Origin of the sequence: Pararhizobium arenae (assembly GCF_001931685.1) — a bacterium.
Taxonomy (GTDB): Bacteria; Pseudomonadota; Alphaproteobacteria; order Rhizobiales; family Rhizobiaceae; genus Pararhizobium; species Pararhizobium arenae.
On record NZ_MOOY01000004.1, the window covers coordinates 1 to 18,017 of the forward strand.

At 62.0% G+C, this 18,017-nt stretch carries 15 protein-coding genes; 10 read left to right on the top strand and 5 right to left on the bottom strand.

Going from position 1 to position 18,017, the window contains the following annotated elements; all coding sequences use genetic code 11:
- Window positions 1-285 precede the first annotated feature (285 nt).
- A complete protein-coding gene (locus BLX89_RS09380) occupies window positions 286-1,236 on the bottom strand; it encodes a LysR family transcriptional regulator (protein WP_075290457.1) in 951 nt (316 codons plus the stop codon).
- Between the two features lie 97 nt (window positions 1,237-1,333).
- Here BLX89_RS09380 and BLX89_RS09385 point away from each other — a divergent pair, with 97 nt between their 5' ends.
- The 10 genes from BLX89_RS09385 to BLX89_RS09430 all read left to right on the top strand — a co-directional run bounded on the left by BLX89_RS09385 (window position 1,334) and on the right by BLX89_RS09430 (window position 12,594).
- On the top strand, window positions 1,334-2,209 hold the full coding sequence (locus BLX89_RS09385) for a dioxygenase family protein (RefSeq protein WP_075290459.1): 876 nt from the start codon (window positions 1,334-1,336) through the stop codon (window positions 2,207-2,209).
- Window positions 2,206-3,267: a maleylacetate reductase gene (locus BLX89_RS09390; protein ID WP_075290461.1), complete on the top strand. Its 1,062-nt coding sequence runs from the start codon at window positions 2,206-2,208 to the stop codon at window positions 3,265-3,267. Before BLX89_RS09385 ends, BLX89_RS09390 begins: the two co-directional genes overlap by 4 nt.
- Window positions 3,268-3,324: 57 nt before the next feature.
- Window positions 3,325-4,605: an ABC transporter substrate-binding protein gene (locus tag BLX89_RS09395; protein WP_075290463.1), complete on the top strand. Its 1,281-nt coding sequence runs from the start codon at window positions 3,325-3,327 to the stop codon at window positions 4,603-4,605.
- Window positions 4,606-4,789: 184 nt separating this feature from the next.
- Window positions 4,790-5,509 carry an ABC transporter ATP-binding protein gene (locus BLX89_RS09400; protein ID WP_075290465.1) on the top strand — a complete coding sequence of 240 codons (720 nt, stop codon included), beginning with the start codon at window positions 4,790-4,792 and terminating at the stop codon, window positions 5,507-5,509.
- A complete protein-coding gene (locus BLX89_RS09405) occupies window positions 5,509-6,231 on the top strand; it encodes an ABC transporter ATP-binding protein (protein WP_075290467.1) in 723 nt (240 codons plus the stop codon). Before BLX89_RS09400 ends, BLX89_RS09405 begins: the two co-directional genes overlap by 1 nt.
- Complete coding sequence (locus BLX89_RS09410; RefSeq protein ID WP_075290469.1) at window positions 6,218-7,081, top strand: branched-chain amino acid ABC transporter permease; 864 nt, start codon at window positions 6,218-6,220, stop codon at window positions 7,079-7,081. The genes BLX89_RS09405 and BLX89_RS09410 overlap by 14 nt, the downstream gene beginning before the upstream one ends.
- Before the next feature lie 6 nt (window positions 7,082-7,087).
- Complete coding sequence (locus tag BLX89_RS09415; RefSeq protein ID WP_075290470.1) at window positions 7,088-8,203, top strand: branched-chain amino acid ABC transporter permease; 1,116 nt, start codon at window positions 7,088-7,090, stop codon at window positions 8,201-8,203.
- Window positions 8,196-9,950 (top strand): FAD-dependent oxidoreductase, encoded by a 1,755-nt coding sequence (locus BLX89_RS09420; RefSeq protein ID WP_075290472.1) that lies wholly within the window; start codon window positions 8,196-8,198, stop codon window positions 9,948-9,950. The genes BLX89_RS09415 and BLX89_RS09420 overlap by 8 nt, the downstream gene beginning before the upstream one ends.
- Before the next feature lie 7 nt (window positions 9,951-9,957).
- Window positions 9,958-10,836 (top strand): intradiol ring-cleavage dioxygenase, encoded by an 879-nt coding sequence (locus BLX89_RS09425; protein WP_075290474.1) that lies wholly within the window; start codon window positions 9,958-9,960, stop codon window positions 10,834-10,836.
- 222 nt (window positions 10,837-11,058) lie between these two features.
- Complete coding sequence (locus BLX89_RS09430) at window positions 11,059-12,594, top strand: UxaA family hydrolase (RefSeq protein ID WP_075290475.1); 1,536 nt, start codon at window positions 11,059-11,061, stop codon at window positions 12,592-12,594.
- A gap of 9 nt (window positions 12,595-12,603) precedes the next feature.
- Here BLX89_RS09430 and BLX89_RS09435 read toward each other — a convergent pair whose 3' ends face one another.
- The 4 genes from BLX89_RS09435 to BLX89_RS09450 form a co-directional block, all read right to left on the bottom strand.
- Entirely contained in the window at window positions 12,604-13,572 is a 969-nt protein-coding gene (locus BLX89_RS09435; RefSeq protein ID WP_245292799.1) for a GntR family transcriptional regulator, read from the bottom strand.
- Between the two features lie 105 nt (window positions 13,573-13,677).
- The gene (locus BLX89_RS09440) at window positions 13,678-15,357 is read right to left on the bottom strand and encodes an ABC transporter ATP-binding protein (RefSeq protein ID WP_075290479.1); all 1,680 of its coding nucleotides are present in this window, start codon (window positions 15,355-15,357) and stop codon (window positions 13,678-13,680) included.
- Window positions 15,354-16,298 (bottom strand): acetamidase/formamidase family protein, encoded by a 945-nt coding sequence (locus BLX89_RS09445; protein WP_075290481.1) that lies wholly within the window; start codon window positions 16,296-16,298, stop codon window positions 15,354-15,356. The genes BLX89_RS09440 and BLX89_RS09445 overlap by 4 nt, the downstream gene beginning before the upstream one ends.
- Window positions 16,299-16,379: 81 nt before the next feature.
- Window positions 16,380-17,999, bottom strand: coding sequence for an ABC transporter substrate-binding protein (locus BLX89_RS09450; protein WP_075290482.1), 1,620 nt, complete (start codon window positions 17,997-17,999; stop codon window positions 16,380-16,382).
- Window positions 18,000-18,017 lie beyond the last annotated feature (18 nt).

The window sequence follows — 18,017 nt, forward strand, 5'->3', positions numbered from 1 at the left end:
GCCGCAGGTTCAAATCCTGCCCCCGCAACCAACAAACACATCAAAAAGCCCGCAGCCAGAAATGGACGCGGGCTTTCGACGTGATAAAACATAAAAATAAAGTAAACGCAGTCGCTCAGTCGGCATGATGTATCACGCTGTATTTGAAACAGCTGATATTCCATCAGGGCAATTTGCGTGTGCCAACGTCCAGGCGTGGACGATCAACATTACACAGAACCAATATCCGAACTTTTTTGAGAACATTGAACCAGATGCACTGTAACTCTGGAAGCCACGCGTCTCTCAAACGCCCCAGATGACGGCCTCTTCGTGCCGCTTGATGAGATGGCGCAGGTCTTGGAAGTCGGTTCGGATGAAGGTTGCGAACTGTTCGACGGCGGGTGTGCGCGGGGCGTCCGTCCGCTTCAGGATCGCAAGCGCCCGCTCCGGGTGAGGGATGTTCACCGGCAGCGCGGTGATTGTCTTTTCCTTGCGCTGGGCGAAGACGACGCTGTGGGGCATTACGGTGAGCGCATCGGCCGATTTCAGATAGTTGATCACGCCCATCAGCGAGCCGCCGGAATAGCGGATCTTGATCTCGGTCGCGCCGAAGGAGAGAAGCAACGCCCGCAGGTCGGTCATAAGAGGGCTTCCCGGTGGTGGTGCGACCCAGGGGTAATCGAGCAGGTGGCTCGGTTGCGGCCGGCGCTTCAACAGCAGCGGATGAGTGACCCGGCAGGCGATGACGTTGCGGCCGGGAAGAATCTGCTGGAACTCGAGCCCGGAACCCTCGTCGAGAATATCGATCGGGCAGATGGCAAGGTCGATCTGGTCAGCCTTCAGCGCGGCGCGCAGGTCGGGAAAATAGCCGTAGCTTTGGTCGATACGCACATCGGGATGACGCGTCTGGAATTCAGCGCAGAGTTCGGCGATCAATGCATCCATAAAAAAAGGCGTGCCGCCCACGCGCACCACGCCGCTTTTGCCGATGCGAAAGCTTTCCAGAAGATCGGAGGCTTTTCGCGAAGCTGCCAGCATCACGAAGCCATGTTCGGCAAGCGCAAGCCCAAAGGGCGTCGCTTGCAGCGGCCGGCGGCCCTTGATGAACAGCGGCTCGCCGACCCGCTTTTCAAGCATGGACAGCGTGCGCGAGACGGCAGGCTGCGCCATGCCCAGCAGGGCGGCCCCTTCTGTGACACCGCCGGTCTTGACGACGGCGGCAAGCTGGATCAGGTGGCGTTCATCAATCTTCATAACGATCCGTTATATTGATCTCGAACAAAATCATCAATCCATCCATTTCCGACTGCTATATTCCCTTTACCAACACGGCGGATTTGGGAGGAAAAGCATGTCGTTGGGTGCTAAAGCGCTCACATTCAGCGAAGCGACATCGTCGCAAGCCTTCGCCGAGCGTTTTTCCGCAAGTCCGGATAGCAATCTGCCGCAGCTCATCGCCGCCGCCGTCACCCATGTTCACGATCTCATCAAGCAATTTCGCCCGACGCAGGACGAGTGGCGCAAGGTCATCGCTTTCCTGACGGAAGTCGGCCACGCCTCCGACGAGCGCCGGCAGGAATGGGTGCTTCTCTCCGATCTCATCGGCGCTTCCGCTCTCGTTGAGGAGATCAACACCCGCCGTCCGAAGAGCGCGACGCCCAACACCATCCGCGGCCCCTTCTTTCGCAACGATGCGCCTGAGCGCGCTTCCGGTTCCTCCATCTCGCTCGATGGTATCGGCGAGCCTCTCGCCGTTTCGGTAAGGGTAGAGGATCTCGACGGGCTGCCCATTCCCGGCGCAGAGGTCGTGACGTGGCAGGCCAATGCCGAAGGTTTCTACGAGAACCAGCAGCCGGACCTGCAGCCGGAGCACAATCTGCGCGGCCTGTTTCGTACGGATGCGCAAGGCCGTTTCGATTACCGCTCCGTCGTGCCTTCCGGCTATGGCGTGCCGGATGATGGGCCGGTCGGGCGGCTGCTGGCCGAGGCCGGTTATCCGCTGCGGCGGCCGGCACATCTGCATTTCGTTATCCGCGCCAAGGGGTTCGAGACGATCACGACGCATATCTACGATGCCAATGATCCGCATCTTTCCGAGGATGCCCTGTTCGGCGTGCGGCCGGAACTGGTCACCTGCTTCGAGCCCGCCGACGTCGCGGGCAAGCGCGGCAAGGCTGTGAGCCTCACATTCGTCATGATGCGCGCCAAGCCGGGGAGAGCGGTATGACCCAGCTCTTTTCCTATGCCGGTAGCCCGGCGCGCATTGTCTTCGGCGAGGGTACCAAAGGCCAGGTGGCAGAGTGGATCAGAAAGTCCGGCTGTAAGCGGGCGCTGGTGCTGTCGACGCCGCAGCAAAAGGCCGATGCCGAGGCTCTGGCGCGCGAAATCGGCGATCTCGCCTGCGGCATCTTTTCAGGCGCCACCATCCACACGCCGGTCGATGTGACGGACGCGGCGATGAAGGTGGTGGCTGAGACCGGCGCGGATTGTGTCGTCTCGCTGGGTGGCGGCTCGACCACCGGGCTCGGCAAGGCGATTGCTTATCGCACGGACCTGCCGCAGATCGTCGTGCCGACCACCTATGCAGGCTCGGAAGTCACGCCGATCCTCGGCCAGACCGGGGCTGGCCGCAAGACGATGGTGCGGGATGCGAAGATCCTTCCGGAAGTTGTCATCTACGATCCGGTGCTGACGCTCGGCCTCCCGGTCGCGATGAGCGTGACCAGCGGTCTGAACGCTATGGCCCATGCCGTGGAAGGGCTCTACGCACAGGACCGCAACCCAATCTCGACGCTGATGGCGCTGGAGGGTCTGCGCGCCTTCGCCCGCAGCCTGCCGAAGATCGTCGCGTCGCCCCGCGACGCCGAGGCTCGCAGCGATGCGCTCTATGGCGCCTGGCTCTGCGGCACGGTGCTCGGCACGGTCGGCATGGCGCTGCATCACAAGATTTGCCACACGCTGGGCGGCTCCTTCGATACGCCGCATGCGGAAACCCATGCGGTGATGCTGCCGCACACCGCCGCGTTCAACGCCCGCGCCGCTGTATCGGAACTTGCAGCAGCGGCGGAGATCTTCGGGGGTTCCATTGGCGGCGGGCTCTGGGATTTCGCCAAGGCCATCGGCGCGCCGTTGTCCCTGAAGGATTTCGGGCTGAGTGAAGCCGATCTTGATCGCGCCGCATCGATCGCCGTCGAAAACCCCTATTGGAATCCGCGGCCGATCGACAAGGCGTCGATCCGCGCACTTCTGCAGGACGCCTGGGAGGGCCGCCGGCCGATGGACTGATATCTCGCACGCCGCTGGGCGCGCTCTTTGGGAGGAGAGACGACAATGGGAGAAAGCATGTTTACCAGACGCGATTTTCTGAAGACGACGGCGGCCGGCGGGGCCGTTCTCGCCACATCGGGCCTTGCCGCGCCGGCGATTGCGCAGGATGTGGCGATCAAGCTCGGCTATGTCAGCCCGCAGACCGGACCGCTCGCCGCTTTCGGCGAGGCCGACAAGTTCGTGATCGACGCCTTTCTTTCGACGACCAAAAGCATGGGCCTCAATTACGAGGTGGTGGTGAAGGATAGCCAGTCCAACCCCAACCGGGCGGCGGAAGTGGCCAAGGAACTGATCGTCGATGACGAGATAAACCTGATGCTGGTCTCCTCGACGCCGGAAACCACCAATCCGGTTTCCACCACCTGCGAGGCCGAGGAGATGCCCTGCATCTCGACCGTTGCCCCATGGCAGCCATGGTTCATCGGCCAGCAGGGTAATCCAGGCGATCCGGCCTCGTGGAAGCCGTTCAATTATGCCTACCATTTCTTTTGGGGGCTCGAGGATATCATCGCCGTCTTCACCGGCATGTGGGGCCAAATCGAGACCAACAAGAAGGTCGGCGGCCTCTTCCCGAATGATGGCGACGGCAATGCCTGGGGCGACAAGGTCGTCGGCTTCCCGCCGGTCCTTGAAAAGCTGGGCTACGGGCTGACCGATACCGGCCGCTACCAGAACCTGACGGATGATTTTTCCGCCCAGATCAATGCCTTCAAACAGGGGCAAACCGATATCCTGACCGGCGTGATGATCCCGCCCGATCTCACCACCTTCTGGAACCAGGCCAAGCAGCAGGGCCTGAAGCCCAAGATCGCCTCGATCGGCAAGGCGCTGCTCTTCCCGCAGACGGTGGAGGCGCTGGGCGAGGCCGGGCACAATCTGTCGACCGAGGTCTGGTGGACGCCAAGCCATCCGTTCAAGTCGTCGCTGACGGGCGAGACGGCGGCAACGGTGGCGGATGCCTTCAGCAAGGCGACGGGGCGGCCTTGGACGCAGCCGATCGGCTTTGCCCATGCGCTGTTCGAGCTTGCCGTGGATGTGATGAAGCGAGCCGAGGATGTTGCCGATGGCGATGCGGTTGCCAAGGCCATCGGCGAGACCAAGCTCGATACGCTGGTCGGCCCGGTCGCCTGGGGCAACGAAAAGCTGCCGCCCTTCGCCCAGAAAAACGTCGCGAAAACGCCGCTGGTCGGTGGCCAGTGGCGGCTGAAATCCGGCGGCGGCTATGATCTCGTTGTCGTGGAAAACGGATTGGCGCCGAATGTGCCACTGGGCGGGAAGCTGGAGGCTTTGGCGTAGAGGTTGTTTCCGGGATTGCCCCTCACCCTAGCCCTCTCCCCGCTTGCGGGGAGAGGGGACGACGGAGCGGGATCGGGAATACCGAGCGTGCCGCATATTCCTTCTCCCCGCGCGCGGGGAGAAGGTGGCCGACAGTCCGGATGAGGGGCTCTCCGAAAGCTAAAACAAGAAACTGAGAAAACCGATGCCCATACTGGAACTCACCGCAGTCTCGAAATCCTTCGGCGCACTGGTCGTGGCCGAAAACATCAGCTTTGCAGTAGAGCCGGGCGAGGCGCTGGGCGTGATCGGGCCGAATGGCGCGGGCAAGTCCACGCTGTTTAATCTGATCAACGGCACGCTTTCCGTCGCCAGCGGTACCGTCCGCTTCGATGGCCGCGACGTGACCCATCAGCCGCCGATGCAGCGCTGTCTGTCTGGCATGGGCCGCACCTTCCAGATCCCGCAACCCTTCGAGCGGCTAACGGTGTATGAAAACCTGCTCGTCGCAGGAGCCTTTGGCGCGCAGGCGAAGGAGAGCGAGGTGGCCGATCTTTGCGCCGATACCCTCGTCGAGACCGGCCTGATCGCCAAGGCCAATGTGCCGGCGGGTTCGCTCACCCTGCTGGAGCGCAAGCGGCTGGAACTCGCCCGCGCGCTTGCCACCCAGCCAAAACTTCTGCTGCTGGACGAGATTGCCGGCGGACTGACCGAAGGCGAATGCCGTCAGCTCGTCGCGACGATCAAGCGCGTGCATCAGCGCGGCATCGCCGTTATCTGGATCGAGCATGTGCTGCATGCCCTGACGGCGGTGGTCGAGCGCATCCTTGTGCTCAATTTTGGCCGGGTGATCGGCATCGGCGATCCCGAGACGATCATGGCCTCCAGCGAGGTTCGCGAAATCTATCTGGGTATGGAGGTCTGATGCCGAGCCTCATCGAAACCCGCAGCCTTACGGCTTTCTACGGCGATTTGCAGGCCGTCTTTGGCGTCGATATCCGGCTCGATGCCGGCGAGACCATCGCGGTCATCGGCGCGAATGGCGCCGGCAAATCGACACTGATGCGCTCGATAGCGGGCGTCATCGCCAATCGTCCGGAGATGATCCTGCACCGTGGCGAGCCAATCGGCGCGCTGGCCGCACCCGACGTCGTGCGCCGCGGCATCGCGCTGGTGCCGGAGGGGCGAAAGCTGTTTCCGTCTCTTACCGTCGAGGAAAATCTTCAGGTCGGCGCTTATGGCCGCAAGGTCGAAGGCCCGTGGACGCTCGAGAGCATCTACGGGCTTTTCCCGATCCTCAAGGAGCGTCGCCGCAATCCGGCCACTGCACTGTCCGGCGGCCAGCAGCAGATGGTGGCGATCGGCCGGGCGCTGATGTCGAACCCGGAGATCCTGCTCTGCGACGAGCTCAGCCTCGGCCTCGCACCCGTCATCATCAAGGATATCTACGCTGCCTTCTCGAAAATCCGCGCGACAGGTGCGGCCATCGTCATCGTCGAGCAGGATATCGCTCAGGCGCTGAAGGTCGCAGATCGCGTCTATTGCATGATGGAGGGCCGCATCACCCTGTCCGGCCGCCCGGCCGAACTTGACCGCGCTGATATCCACGCCGCCTATTTCGGAGCAGAGACCCATGAGCTTCATTGATACGCTTCTGCAGGGTGTGCTGCTCGGCGGGCTTTATGCCCTGTTCGCGGCGGGCTTGAGCCTCGTCTTCGGCATCATGCGGCTCGTCAATCTCGCCCATGGTGATCTGATCGTGCTCGCCGCCTTCCTCATCCTGCTGATCGTCTCGACGTTCGGACTCGATCCTTTCTTGGCGGCCGTTATCGCAGCGCCAATGATGTTCGGCATTGGCTGGCTCTTGCAGTATCACCTGCTCAACCGCACGCTCGGCAAGGATATCCTGCCGCCGCTGCTCGTTACCTTCGGCCTGTCGATCGTCATCCAGAACGGTCTGCTTGAAGGCTTCACCGCCGATAGCCGTCGCATCTCGGCCGGCGCGCTGGAAACGGCCTCGGTCAATTTCGGCGGTATCAGTGCCGGCGTGATGCCGCTCGTCACCTTTGCCTCGGCCGTGTTGGTCATCGTCGCGCTGAACCAGTTGATCTATCGCACCGCGCTCGGCCGCGCCTTCCGCGCCACGTCGGATGACGTGGTGACGGCGAGCCTCATGGGCATCCGGCCGAACGCGATTTTCGCCATCGCAACCGGCCTTGCGATGATGATCGTGACCGTCGCCGCCCTCTATCTCGGCACGCGGGCGAATTTCGACCCGACAGCCGGACCGGCGCGGCTGATCTATGCCTTCGAAGCCGTGATCATTGGCGGGCTCGGCTCGCTCTGGGGCACGCTTGCCGGCGGGATCATCCTTGGCGTCGCCCAGACCGTCGGTGCCGCCATCAATCCGGAATGGCAGATCCTTTCCGGGCATATCGCCTTCCTTCTTGTCCTTCTCTTCCGGCCGCGCGGCCTTTTCCCTCGGGCAGTGGATTGAGACGCCATGACCACAGGTTTTGAAACCATGAGCAACGAGATCGAAACGCCCCAAGGCTGGCGGGTGGAAACGCGCACACGGCTTTCCGGCATCTTCGCAGTCGTCTCCCTTATGGCCGTCGTGGCGCTGGCCGCCGCCCCCTTCCTCGTGTCGCGCGGCGTGGTGCAGGATCTGTTCTTCATCCTCACCATGCTGGCGCTGGCGCAGAACTGGAACCTTCTTGCCGGTTATGCCGGTTTGATCTCCGTCGGCCAGCAGCTTTTCGTCGGCTGCGGCGCCTATGCACTTTTCGGTCTGGTGATCCTTGCGGGTTTCGACCCGATTTTCGCCATCCCGTTCGCCGGCCTTTTTGCAATGGTCGTTGCCGCACCCACGGCCTTCTTTGCCTTCCGGCTTTATGGCCCCTATTTCGCAATCGGCACCTGGGTCATCGCCGAGGTCGGGCGGTTGCTGTTCGCGCAATGGAAAACGCTGGGCGGCGGCACCGGAACGTCGATGCCGCGCGAGGCGACGAAGGACATGCTCGGTCTCTCGCTGCTACAGGACTGGTTCGGCATGCGGTCTTCCGCCGCTGCCGATGCGCTCGCCTACTGGCTGGCGCTGGCGCTTGCCGCGCTCACCATCGGCTTCGTCTACAAGCTGCTGCGCTCCAAGCAGGGTCTAGGCCTTGCTGCGGTGCGCGACAACGAGACAGCCGCCCGTGCGCTTGGCGTCGAGGCGCGCCGGCTGAAGACCGCGATCTATCTGCTGACCGCTTTTCTCACGGGCATCGTCGGCGCGCTCATCTATCTGCAGAAAGCCCGCATCTCACCGGATGCCGCTTTCTCGCTCACCGACTGGACGGCCTATGTCGTCTTTATCGTTGTCATCGGCGGCATCGGCACCATCGAAGGCCCGATCCTTGGCGTCATCGTCTTCTTTCTGCTGCAGAATGCCTTTTCGAGCTACGGCTCCTGGTATCTGCTGGCGCTGGGGGCGCTTGCCATCGTCACCATGCTTTTTGCGCCCCGGGGTCTCTGGGGGCTGATCTCCGACCGCACCGGTTGGGAACTCTTTCCGGTCCGCCGCCTGCTGAAGGGCGGACCACACAGTAGGGATGATAAGGGAGGGCCGCATGGCTGACATCACCACCGACGTTTTGATCATTGGAACGGGACCGGCAGGCTCTGCCACGGCAGCACTTCTGGCGACCTATGGCCTCGAGCCGCTGGTGATCAACCGCTATCGCTGGCTGGCGACAACGCCGCGTGCGCACATTACCAACCAGCGCACGATGGAGGTTCTGCGCGATCTGGGCCGCGACGTGGAGGACGAGGCCTATATGTTCGCGACCGAACAGGATCTGATGGGCCAGAACGTGTTCTGCACCGCCGTCGCAGGCGAAGAGATCGGCCGCATGCAGAGCTGGGGCAACCACCCGCTCTCCCGCGCCGAACATATCTTGACGTCGCCTGGCCGCATGAATGACCTTCCGCAGACCTATATGGAGCCGCTGCTCTTCAAGACGGCTTGTTCGCGCGGCGCCCAGTCGCGCATGTCGACGGAATATCTGAGCCATGTGCAGGACGACGAGGGCGTCACCACCACCTGCCTCGATCGGTTGACCGGCAAGGAGGTTATCATCCGTTCGAAGTTCCTTGTTGGTGCCGATGGCGGCAACTCCAAGGTCGCCGAACATGCGGGGCTCACTTTTGAAGGCAAGATGGGCGTCGGCGGCTCCATGAACATCCTGTTCGAATGCGATCTATCGCAATATGTCGCCCATCGTCCCTCGGTGCTTTACTGGGTGCTGCAGCCCGGCGCCGATGTCGGCGGCATCGGCATGGGGCTCGTGCGCATGGTGCGACCCTGGCATGAATGGCTGATCGTCTGGGGCTATGACATCAACCAGTCCGCGCCGCAGGTTGACGATGCCTTCGCCACCAAGGTCGTGCGCGATCTCGTCGGTGTGCCGGATCTGAAGCCGACCATCAAGTCGGTCTCCACCTGGACGGTCAACAATATGTACGCGACGACGCTGTCGAATGGCCGCGTCTTCTGCATGGGTGATGCCGCCCACCGCCATCCGCCCTCAAACGGTCTCGGCTCAAACACATCCATTCAGGATGGCTTCAACCTCGCCTGGAAGCTCGCAATGGTCATCCGCGGGCAGGCGGGCATGGGGCTGCTCGACAGCTATCAGGCGGAACGTGCGCCGGTCGCCAAGCAGATCGTCACCCGCGCCAACAAGTCGATCGAGGAGTTCGGCCCGATCTTTAAGGCGCTCGGCCTGCTCGATTCCGTCGATCCGGTGAAGATGCAGCAGAACATGGATGCGCGTTGCGACGATACCGCCGATGCCGAGCGTCAGCGCGCTGCGATTCGGGAGGCGATCGCCAACAAGGTCTACGAATTCGATGCCCACGGCGTTGAGATGAACCACCGATATGACTCCAATGCCGTGGTGAAAGACGGCCAGCTGGAGCCGGCTTTCGAAAAGGACGCGGAGCTGCATTTCCAGCCGACGAGCTGGCCGGGCGCACGGCTGCCCCATGCCTGGCTGTTTGGCGCCGATGGCGGTAAGGTGTCGAGCCTAGACCTTACCGGCCACGGCGTCTTCACCATCCTCACGGGCATCGGCGGCGATGGCTGGGTGGCGGCGGCAAAAGCCTTGTCGAAAGAATTTGGCCTGCCGATCACAGTCCACAAGATCGGCCCGCGCCAGCCCTGGCAGGATCTGACCGGCGACTGGGCGCGTGCCCGCGAAATCCGCGATTCCGGCGCGTTGCTGGTGCGGCCGGATCACCACATCGCGTGGCGCGCGGATGCGGCGATCGGCGATCCCGAAGGCGAGCTGCGCCGCGTGCTGAAGATCATTCTGGACCGGTGAGGACATCATGAGCGCTCAGGAAAAGGGCTATTTCACCGAGGAAAATTCCGTCGAGGTGGTCACCAGCCGCAACGTCGATGCAAAAAGCGAGCGGCTGAAGGAAATCATGGAGGTCGTCACACGCAAGCTGCACGAGGCGGTGAAGGAGCTGGAGCCGACGCAGGAGGAGTGGATGGATGCCGTTCTCTTCCTCACCCGCACCGGCCATATGTGCAACGAGTGGCGGCAAGAGTTCATCCTCCTGTCGGATGTGCTTGGCGTTTCGATGCTGGTCGATGCGATCAACAACCGCAAGCCATCCGGTGCCTCCGAAAGCACGGTGCTCGGGCCGTTTCATGTGGCGGATGCGCCGGAACTGCCGATGGGCGCCAATATCTGCCTCGACCAGAAGGGCGAGGACATGGTGATTGGCGGCCGCATCCTCGACACTGAGGGCCGGCCGATCGAAAACGCCGTCATCGATGTCTGGCAGGCGAATGACGAAGGCTTCTACGACGTCCAGCAGAAGGGCATCCAGCCGGACTTCAACCTGCGCGGCATCTTCCGCACCGGTGCGGACGGGCATTACTGGTTCCGCGCGGTGAAGCCGAAATATTACCCGATCCCGGATGACGGCCCCGTCGGCCAGTTGCTCGGCCATCTCGGCCGCCACCCCTACCGTCCGGCGCACCTGCACTACATCATCAAGGCAGACGGTTTCGAAACGCTGACAACCCACATCTTCGATCCGGATGACCCCTACATCCACTCGGATGCTGTCTTCGGCGTCAAGGAAAGCCTGCTTGCCGAGTTTCGCCTGACAGATAATCCGGCGCGGGCCAAGGAGCTCGGCTTTGACGGCAAGTTCTGGCAGGTGGAGCACGATTTTGTGCTGGCCAAGGAATAGGTGGGCTCTTCTGTGTTCAAGCCGTAAATCAGATTGAGACTTTCTGATACACATTCTTGCCCGGCGCCACGTCGGCAACGATCTGCGTTAGCTTGCCGTCCTTCTTCGCCACGCTGTCACCACCGAAGTGATTGGACTGAACATCCGACGGTTAATAACGCTTGACAATTGCTTGCTCCATCATCCTTGTTGACTGCACGCAATATACAGAAAGAACGTTCGATGCCTGCTGACACCCATGCTGCCGCAATCCTGCTGAACCCTGCAGATGATGTTGCCGTTGCGCGCCGACGGATTGTGGCTGGGGAAGCGACCGGGATTTCCGGTGTTGTTGCGGCACAGCTTGTTCCGCGGGGTCACAAGGTGGCATTGCGCCCGCTGCCGGCGGGCGCTGAGTTGCGCAAATTTGGGCAGGTGATCGGCGTGGCGACACAGGCGATCGAAGCCGGGGCTCATGTCCACCTTCACAATCTGGCCATGTCGGAATCGCATGCCGATCATCAGTTCTCGACCGAGATCGAAGAGCTCGGAATGCTCCCCACATCCGCGCGTCGCACCTTTATGGGATACGACCGCGGCACCGGCGGCGTCGGCACACGCAATTTTATCGGCGTTTTGACGACTGTAAACTGTTCGGCCACGGTATCCCGCTACATCGCCGATCATTTCAACCGGATGGGCGGACTTGATGGCTTCGACAATGTCGATGGCGTCGTGGCCCTCACCCATGGCTTGGGCTGTGCTGTCAGCAACACATCCGAGGGCTACCGGTATTTGACCCGTGTCATACAGGGTTATGCCCGTCATCCCAACTTCGGCGGTATTCTGATGATCGGGCTCGGATGCGAGACGAACCAGATCCAGCCAATTCTGGAGCATTACAAGCTGGAGGAGGGCGAGCGCTTCCGGACCATGACCATCCAGGCGATGGGCGGTACGCGCAAGACAATCGAAGCTGCTTGCGAGATGATCCGCGAGATGCTGCCTGCGGTAAACGCGGCAAAACGCACGCCGCAACCGCTATCCGGGTTGAAAGTCGCGTTGGAATGCGGTGGCTCCGACGGTTATTCCGGCATCACGGCAAATCCGGCGCTTGGCTATGCGTCCGACCTCATCGTTCGTAATGGGGGAACATCCTGTCTGGCCGAAACGCCAGAGATCTATGGCGCCGAACATCTGCTGACGCGCCGGGCCGTGCGTCCTGAAATCGCGCAGAAACTGATGGACCGGATCGACTGGTGGCGGGACTACACGGCGCGCAACGGTGCGGAACTCAACAACAATCCGAGCTATGGCAACAAACAGGGCGGATTGACCACCATTCTAGAAAAATCCCTGGGTGCGGTGGCCAAGGGGGGCTCGATGCCGCTCAAGGCGGTTTACGAATATGCAGAGATTATCGACCAACCGGGTTTTGTCTTCATGGATACACCGGGTTACGACCCTGTCGCCGTGACCGGACAGGTGGCTGGCGGCTGCAACGTGGTCTGCTTCACCACGGGGCGTGGTTCCGTCTCCGGCTGGAAGCCGGCTCCAACCATCAAGATCGCCACCAACACGGAAATGTACGAGCATATGCGCGAGGACATGGACATCGATACCGGCGGTATCGTGACCGGGATCGAAACGATCGAAAGCGCCGGTGAAAAGCTTTTCGAGCAGATCATTGCCGTTGCCTCCGGGCAGAAAACCGTGAGCGAGCTCTATGATTACGGCGACAACGAATTCGTGCCGTGGCAGGTTGGCGCGATCACCTGAACAGGTTTGTCAGGCGAAGAAACTGGCGGGTTGCGGACTTCCTTCGTTGCGCACCAGTTGCGCTCTCGCGACCACGTTTGGCATTGAGTTGCGGATATGATCCCGCACTGCCGCCTGAACCGCACTGCTGTCACGGCAGCGCATGGCGGAAAAGACGGCCATATGTTCTTCGAACAGGGCTTCACGCGGCAGCTTGGCGACCTTCGTCCCCACCGTATGCTTCGATAGGGTCAGAACGCAGTGGGTCCGTTGCAGGATTTGGGCGAGTTCGCGATTCTGGCTGCGCTCTACGCAGCGCACATGCAGGTCGACTTCGAGATCATACATTTCCGCGGCGCTGATGTCGGGGTAGCGGGCCAGGCCGTCGGCGTGACGGGCGGTCATCCCGTCGAGCTCCGCGTCGCTCACGGCGCCGATTGCGCCTGCGATGGCCACCGGTTCAAGATGTTCGCGGATTTCGTAAAGTTCACGGATACGCCGCTCGTCCAGCGGGACGACCGACCAGCGGGAGGCTTCGTCCTTTTCCAGCATGCCAAGCGTTTCCAGCCGTGAGAGGACGTCCCGCGCCACCGTGCGACCGACATCATAGTGCCGGGCCAGTTCATGTTCGTTGATGCGGGTTCTCCCGAAAAAGGAGCGATGCACGACCTGAGCCTCGACATCGTCGTAAAGCGCCTGCCAGGCAAAATTGATGCGGGGCTCGTGCAGGATCGAAAGGGATCCGAGGGATTGCTCCAGGGGGACGCGAATGATGTCCACACCAGCGGCGCCGACGACATAGCCCCTTGCGCCTGCCCTGTGAATCAGGCCTTCGTCCAGCAATAACTGGAGAGCGCTTCGCACGGGTACCCTGCTTGAGCCGACGAGCCGAGCCAGTGGAACTTCCGTCAGCAGCGTGCCCGGCGTTATCGCGCCGTCCATGATCGCCGTCTTGAGGCTTCGGCTCAGTCGTTCTGTCAGCGTCTGCTTGCGTTGCACATCCCGCCCCTTGATCCACGAGACCACCTGTAGAGGAGGATTACCTTCGGCTGCAAGCTGGATCAGGAGAATGAAGAGTTTCGGCGGGAAAATCTCAAAGAGCGGCTATCCCGCAGCCACCCGCCGGTAAACTTCCGGGTCAGGTATCGGCACCGCGCCAATGAGCTTGCGGGTGTACTCGTTCCGCTGTTCTTCAAACACCTGCCGCCGTGTGCCCATCTCCACCAGTTCGCCGCCGCGCATGACAGCGACGGAGTGGGCCATTTTCTCGATAACCGCCATGTCGTGGGAGATGAACAAATAGGCGAGACCCATCTGTTCCTGGAGCTCGAGCATCAGATCGAGCACGCGGGCGCGCACGGAGACGTCGAGCGCCGCCACGCTTTCATCCGCGATGATGAGTTTTGGTTCGAGCGCCAACGCGCGTGCAATGCAAATGCGCTGGCGTTGTCCGCCGGAAAACTCGTGCGGATAGCGTTCCGCTGCATCCGGCGTCAGACCAACACGCTTCAGGAGGGCTGCCACCCGGTCGCGCCGTTCGGAGGCGTTGCCGATCTTATGGATGACCAGCGGCTCGGCAATGGCCGCGCCGACGCTCATACGCGGATCGAGCGAAGCATAAGGATCTTGGAAGATCATCTGTGCCGTGCGCCGGATCGGCTGCATGGCGCGGGCCGAAAGACCGGCGATATCCTGTCCGTCGATGCGCACAGTGCCCTTGAACGGGATAAGACCGAGCACGGCCTTGCCGGTGGTCGATTTTCCCGAGCCGCTTTCGCCGACGAGACCAAGCGTCTGGCCGGCTTCCAGCCGGAAGCTGATGCCCTTCACCGTCGGAGGCACTTCCGCGCCACGGCCGAACCAGCCGCTTTTGCCGCCATAGGTGACGGTAAGGTCGGAGACTTCGAGGACGGGTTTGGGGAAGGGCGGCCGGATCGGGGCGGAGGAAATCCGCGGCGGCTCGTCCGTGCCGGCATAGGTGCCGAGCCGCGGCACGGCGGCCAAGAGCTCACGGGTATAGGTGACTGACGGACGATGGAAGATATCCATCACGTCGCCCTGCTCGACGGTTTTGCCGTTCTGCATGATCACGACGCGGTCGGCCATTTCGGCGACCACGCCCATGTCGTGGGTGATCATGACGATCGAGGTGCCGAATTCCTGCTTCAGCTCGCGCATCAGCTTGAGGATTTGCGCCTGAACCGTGACGTCGAGCGCGGTCGTCGGCTCGTCAGCAATCAGCACTTTCGGGCGGCAGGAGAGTGCCATGGCGATCATCACGCGCTGGCGCATGCCGCCGGAAAGTTCATGTGGATATTGGGTCATGCGGCGGGCGGGATCGGTGATGTGGACGGCATCCAGCATGTGCTTGGCCACATCCTCCGCATTGGCCGCATCCTGATGCTCGCGGATTGCCTCCATAAGCTGGGTACCAACGGTCATCACAGGGTTCAGCGAGGTCATCGGCTCCTGGAAAATCATCGCCACGTCGCCGCCGCGCACCTGCCGCATCGCCTTTTCGGACAGGCGAAGCAGGTCCGTATCTCCGAGCCGGATTTCGCCGGAGGCGACCCTGAGTGACGCTTTCGGCAAAAGCCCCATGATCGCAAGCGAGGTCACGGATTTGCCGGAGCCGGATTCGCCGGCGAGGCACAGCGTTTCGCCTGCGGCAAGATCGAAACTGATACCGTCGAGGATCCGCTTCAACCCGCTTGGCGTGCGTGCGTCGATCGAGAGGTCACGGACCGAAAGCACGGTTGCGGGGCGGGATTTGGTGTCGCTCATGCGAAGACGATTCGCGGGAAGTAGAAGGAGACGACCCAGTTCGGCATGTCGACGATCTCGCTGATCCGAAGATCGCCGCAGACCGAGCAGAGCATGTAGGCATCGACCGGGTTCATGCCGTGTTCGGCCGTGAGCAGATCGACCATGCGCATGACGGCTTCGCGTGCGCCGGTCATCAGGTCGGGGCCGATGCCGGTCGTTACCTCGTAGCCGGCGCCATCGAGATGGCGGGTCACGGGTTCGGTGGTGGTAAAGCGCGGCGTCTGCAAATTGGCGCCCTTGACGAGATCGAGCGTCAGCTCGACGTTCATCTGACTTTCGATCGCAGTGCCGCAAACCTCGCCATCGCCCTGGGCGGCATGGGTGTCGCCAACGGAGAAGAGACCACCCTGAACCTCGATCGGCAGATAGAGCGTTACGCCTGCCGAGAGATCGCGGATGTCCATGTTGCCGCCGACGCGGCGGGGCGGAACGACGGAGTGAAGACCGGCTTCCGCAGGCGCAACACCGATGGTGCCGGTAAAGGGCTTTAGCGGCACGCGGCCGCCGGGACCGAAGGCGGAAGGCTCCATCGAGACCGTATCGTATGTCCAGACATGCAGAGCCGGGTCCTTGAACTGGTCCGCCAGGAGGCCGAAACCCGGAATATTTGCCGTCCAGCCATAGCCGGAGGGATGAAACTTGCGGATCGTCACCTTCAGCGCGTCGCCGGGTTCGGCGCCTTCGACATAGACCGGGCCGGAGACGGGATTGATCTTGCCGAAATCGAGAGCGGCCAGCGTGTCGAGCGTCGCATCCGGGCCGAGCTGGCCGCCGGAGGAATCCAGGCACTCGAACAGGATCGTTTCACCCGGCTTTGCGGTCAAAGCGGGCGGAAAATCCTTGTTCCAGCCGAAATTGTGCTGGGCGCGGTGAATGGTGTGATTGCAAGCGACACACATGGGCGATGCCTCGATTTTTCTGGTTGTTTCCTCGGTAGGGTGCCTTCCCCCGCGTGGGCGGGAGAAGGCATGTGCTTCAGCTTATGGCTTTACGAAGATCGCGTCGTAATTGATGACGCGGGTCGGATCGATGTAGATGTTGTCCGGGCCGCCCATGCGAACGGACTTGGCAACGACGCGGCGCTCGTTGATGACCGGCACCCACGGCGCATCCGCCATGATATCGGTGAAGATCTTGCCCCAGACGGCCTGACGTTCGGCAACCTGAGCCGGATCGGACATGGCGTCAGCCGCCATCGCCCGCTTGTCGAGATCTTCATTGCAATACCAGGACCAGTTCCAGCCGCCCTGAACAGCGCCGGCGCAGCCGAGGATCGGGCCGTAGAAGTTTGACGGATCCGGGAAGTCGGCGATCCAGGCCATGCCACCCGACCAGATCATCGGTGCCTCGCCTTCGGTGCCGCCGGCCGCGATCACGTTGCCCTGGGCGAGAGCCCGGATTTCAGCCTTGATGCCGATGGCGGCCAGATCCTGCTGGATCGCCTGGGCGATGCGCGGCTGCGGATCGGTGTTGGTGGCGTAAAGCACCGTCTCGAAACCATCGGGATGGCCGGCTTCGGCGAGCAGGGCCTTGGCCTTTTCGACGTCATAGGCATAACCGGTGAAGGCCTTGTCGTAGCCCGGCATCAGCGGCGGCAGCGGCTGGGTGGCGGGCGTTGCGCGGCCGTTCAGGATACGGGTGATGCGCTCCTTGTTGACAGCCATGTTCACGGCCTGGCGCACCTTCACGTCATCGAAGGGCTTCACCTTGGTGTTGAGGGTCACGTAGCCAGTGTGCAGCTGTTCGCCATCGACGATCATCTGCGCGCCTTCCGGCGAGTTCTTGATCTCCAGGAACTTTGCCGGCGGAATGCCGTCGCCGGCGATGTCGACCTCACCCTTCTGCAGGCGCAGGAGCGCCACCAGCGGCTCCTGGCCGACTTCGACCTTGAAGCTGTCGATATGCGGCATGTCCTTGACGTAATAGTCCTTGTTGCGCTCGAAGACGAGCTGCTGGCCGATCGTCCAGTCCTTCAGGATGAAGGTGCCGGAGCCGACCGGTTTCTTGCCGAAATCGCCGCCTGCCGCGTCCACGGCTTCCTTCGGCACGATTGAGGCGAAGTTGATTGCCAGCACATGCAGGAAGGTCGCATCCGGGCGCGACAGCTTGAAGATTACGGTGCCGTCATCCGGGGTTTCGATGCCCGAGAGGGTCTCGGACTTGCCACCTGTCAGGTCGTCGAAGCCGGCGATTGCGCCGAAGAAGCCGGCGCCGGGACCTTGCGTCTTCGGATTGACGGCGCGCTCGATCGAATACTTGACGTCGGAGGCCACGACTTCACGGCCGTTCGAGAACTTGACGCCCTTGCGGAGCTTGAATTCGTAGGTGAGGCCATCCGGCGCAACGGTGAAGCTTTCGGCAAGCGAGGGCACGATGTTGGCCGTGCCCGGCTCGTAATCGACGAGGCGCGAATAGAGGCTCTTGATCATCGACCAGTTCACCCAGTCATAGCCAATCGCCGGATCGAGCGTGGTGATGTCGTCCTTGTAGGTAACGACGATATCGCCGCCCTGGGCAGGTGTATCCTGCGCGCTGGCGGCAAACGGCATCAGCGCAAGAAACGCCGCCGTGGTGGTGCTGAGAAGCATGCGTCTGAACATTTTTAGTTCCCCTTTTTG

Coding starts and splice junctions, on each gene's coding strand:
- BLX89_RS09380 (WP_075290457.1), bottom strand. CDS start 1,236: ATGAAGATTGATGAACGCCACCTGATCCAGCTTGCCGCCGTCGTCAAG.
- BLX89_RS09385 (WP_075290459.1), top strand. CDS start 1,334: ATGTCGTTGGGTGCTAAAGCGCTCACATTCAGCGAAGCGACATCGTCG.
- BLX89_RS09390 (WP_075290461.1), top strand. CDS start 2,206: ATGACCCAGCTCTTTTCCTATGCCGGTAGCCCGGCGCGCATTGTCTTC.
- BLX89_RS09395 (WP_075290463.1), top strand. CDS start 3,325: ATGTTTACCAGACGCGATTTTCTGAAGACGACGGCGGCCGGCGGGGCC.
- BLX89_RS09400 (WP_075290465.1), top strand. CDS start 4,790: ATGCCCATACTGGAACTCACCGCAGTCTCGAAATCCTTCGGCGCACTG.
- BLX89_RS09405 (WP_075290467.1), top strand. CDS start 5,509: ATGCCGAGCCTCATCGAAACCCGCAGCCTTACGGCTTTCTACGGCGAT.
- BLX89_RS09410 (WP_075290469.1), top strand. CDS start 6,218: ATGAGCTTCATTGATACGCTTCTGCAGGGTGTGCTGCTCGGCGGGCTT.
- BLX89_RS09415 (WP_075290470.1), top strand. CDS start 7,088: ATGACCACAGGTTTTGAAACCATGAGCAACGAGATCGAAACGCCCCAA.
- BLX89_RS09420 (WP_075290472.1), top strand. CDS start 8,196: ATGGCTGACATCACCACCGACGTTTTGATCATTGGAACGGGACCGGCA.
- BLX89_RS09425 (WP_075290474.1), top strand. CDS start 9,958: ATGAGCGCTCAGGAAAAGGGCTATTTCACCGAGGAAAATTCCGTCGAG.
- BLX89_RS09430 (WP_075290475.1), top strand. CDS start 11,059: ATGCCTGCTGACACCCATGCTGCCGCAATCCTGCTGAACCCTGCAGAT.
- BLX89_RS09440 (WP_075290479.1), bottom strand. CDS start 15,357: ATGAGCGACACCAAATCCCGCCCCGCAACCGTGCTTTCGGTCCGTGAC.
- BLX89_RS09445 (WP_075290481.1), bottom strand. CDS start 16,298: ATGTGTGTCGCTTGCAATCACACCATTCACCGCGCCCAGCACAATTTC.
- BLX89_RS09450 (WP_075290482.1), bottom strand. CDS start 17,999: ATGTTCAGACGCATGCTTCTCAGCACCACCACGGCGGCGTTTCTTGCG.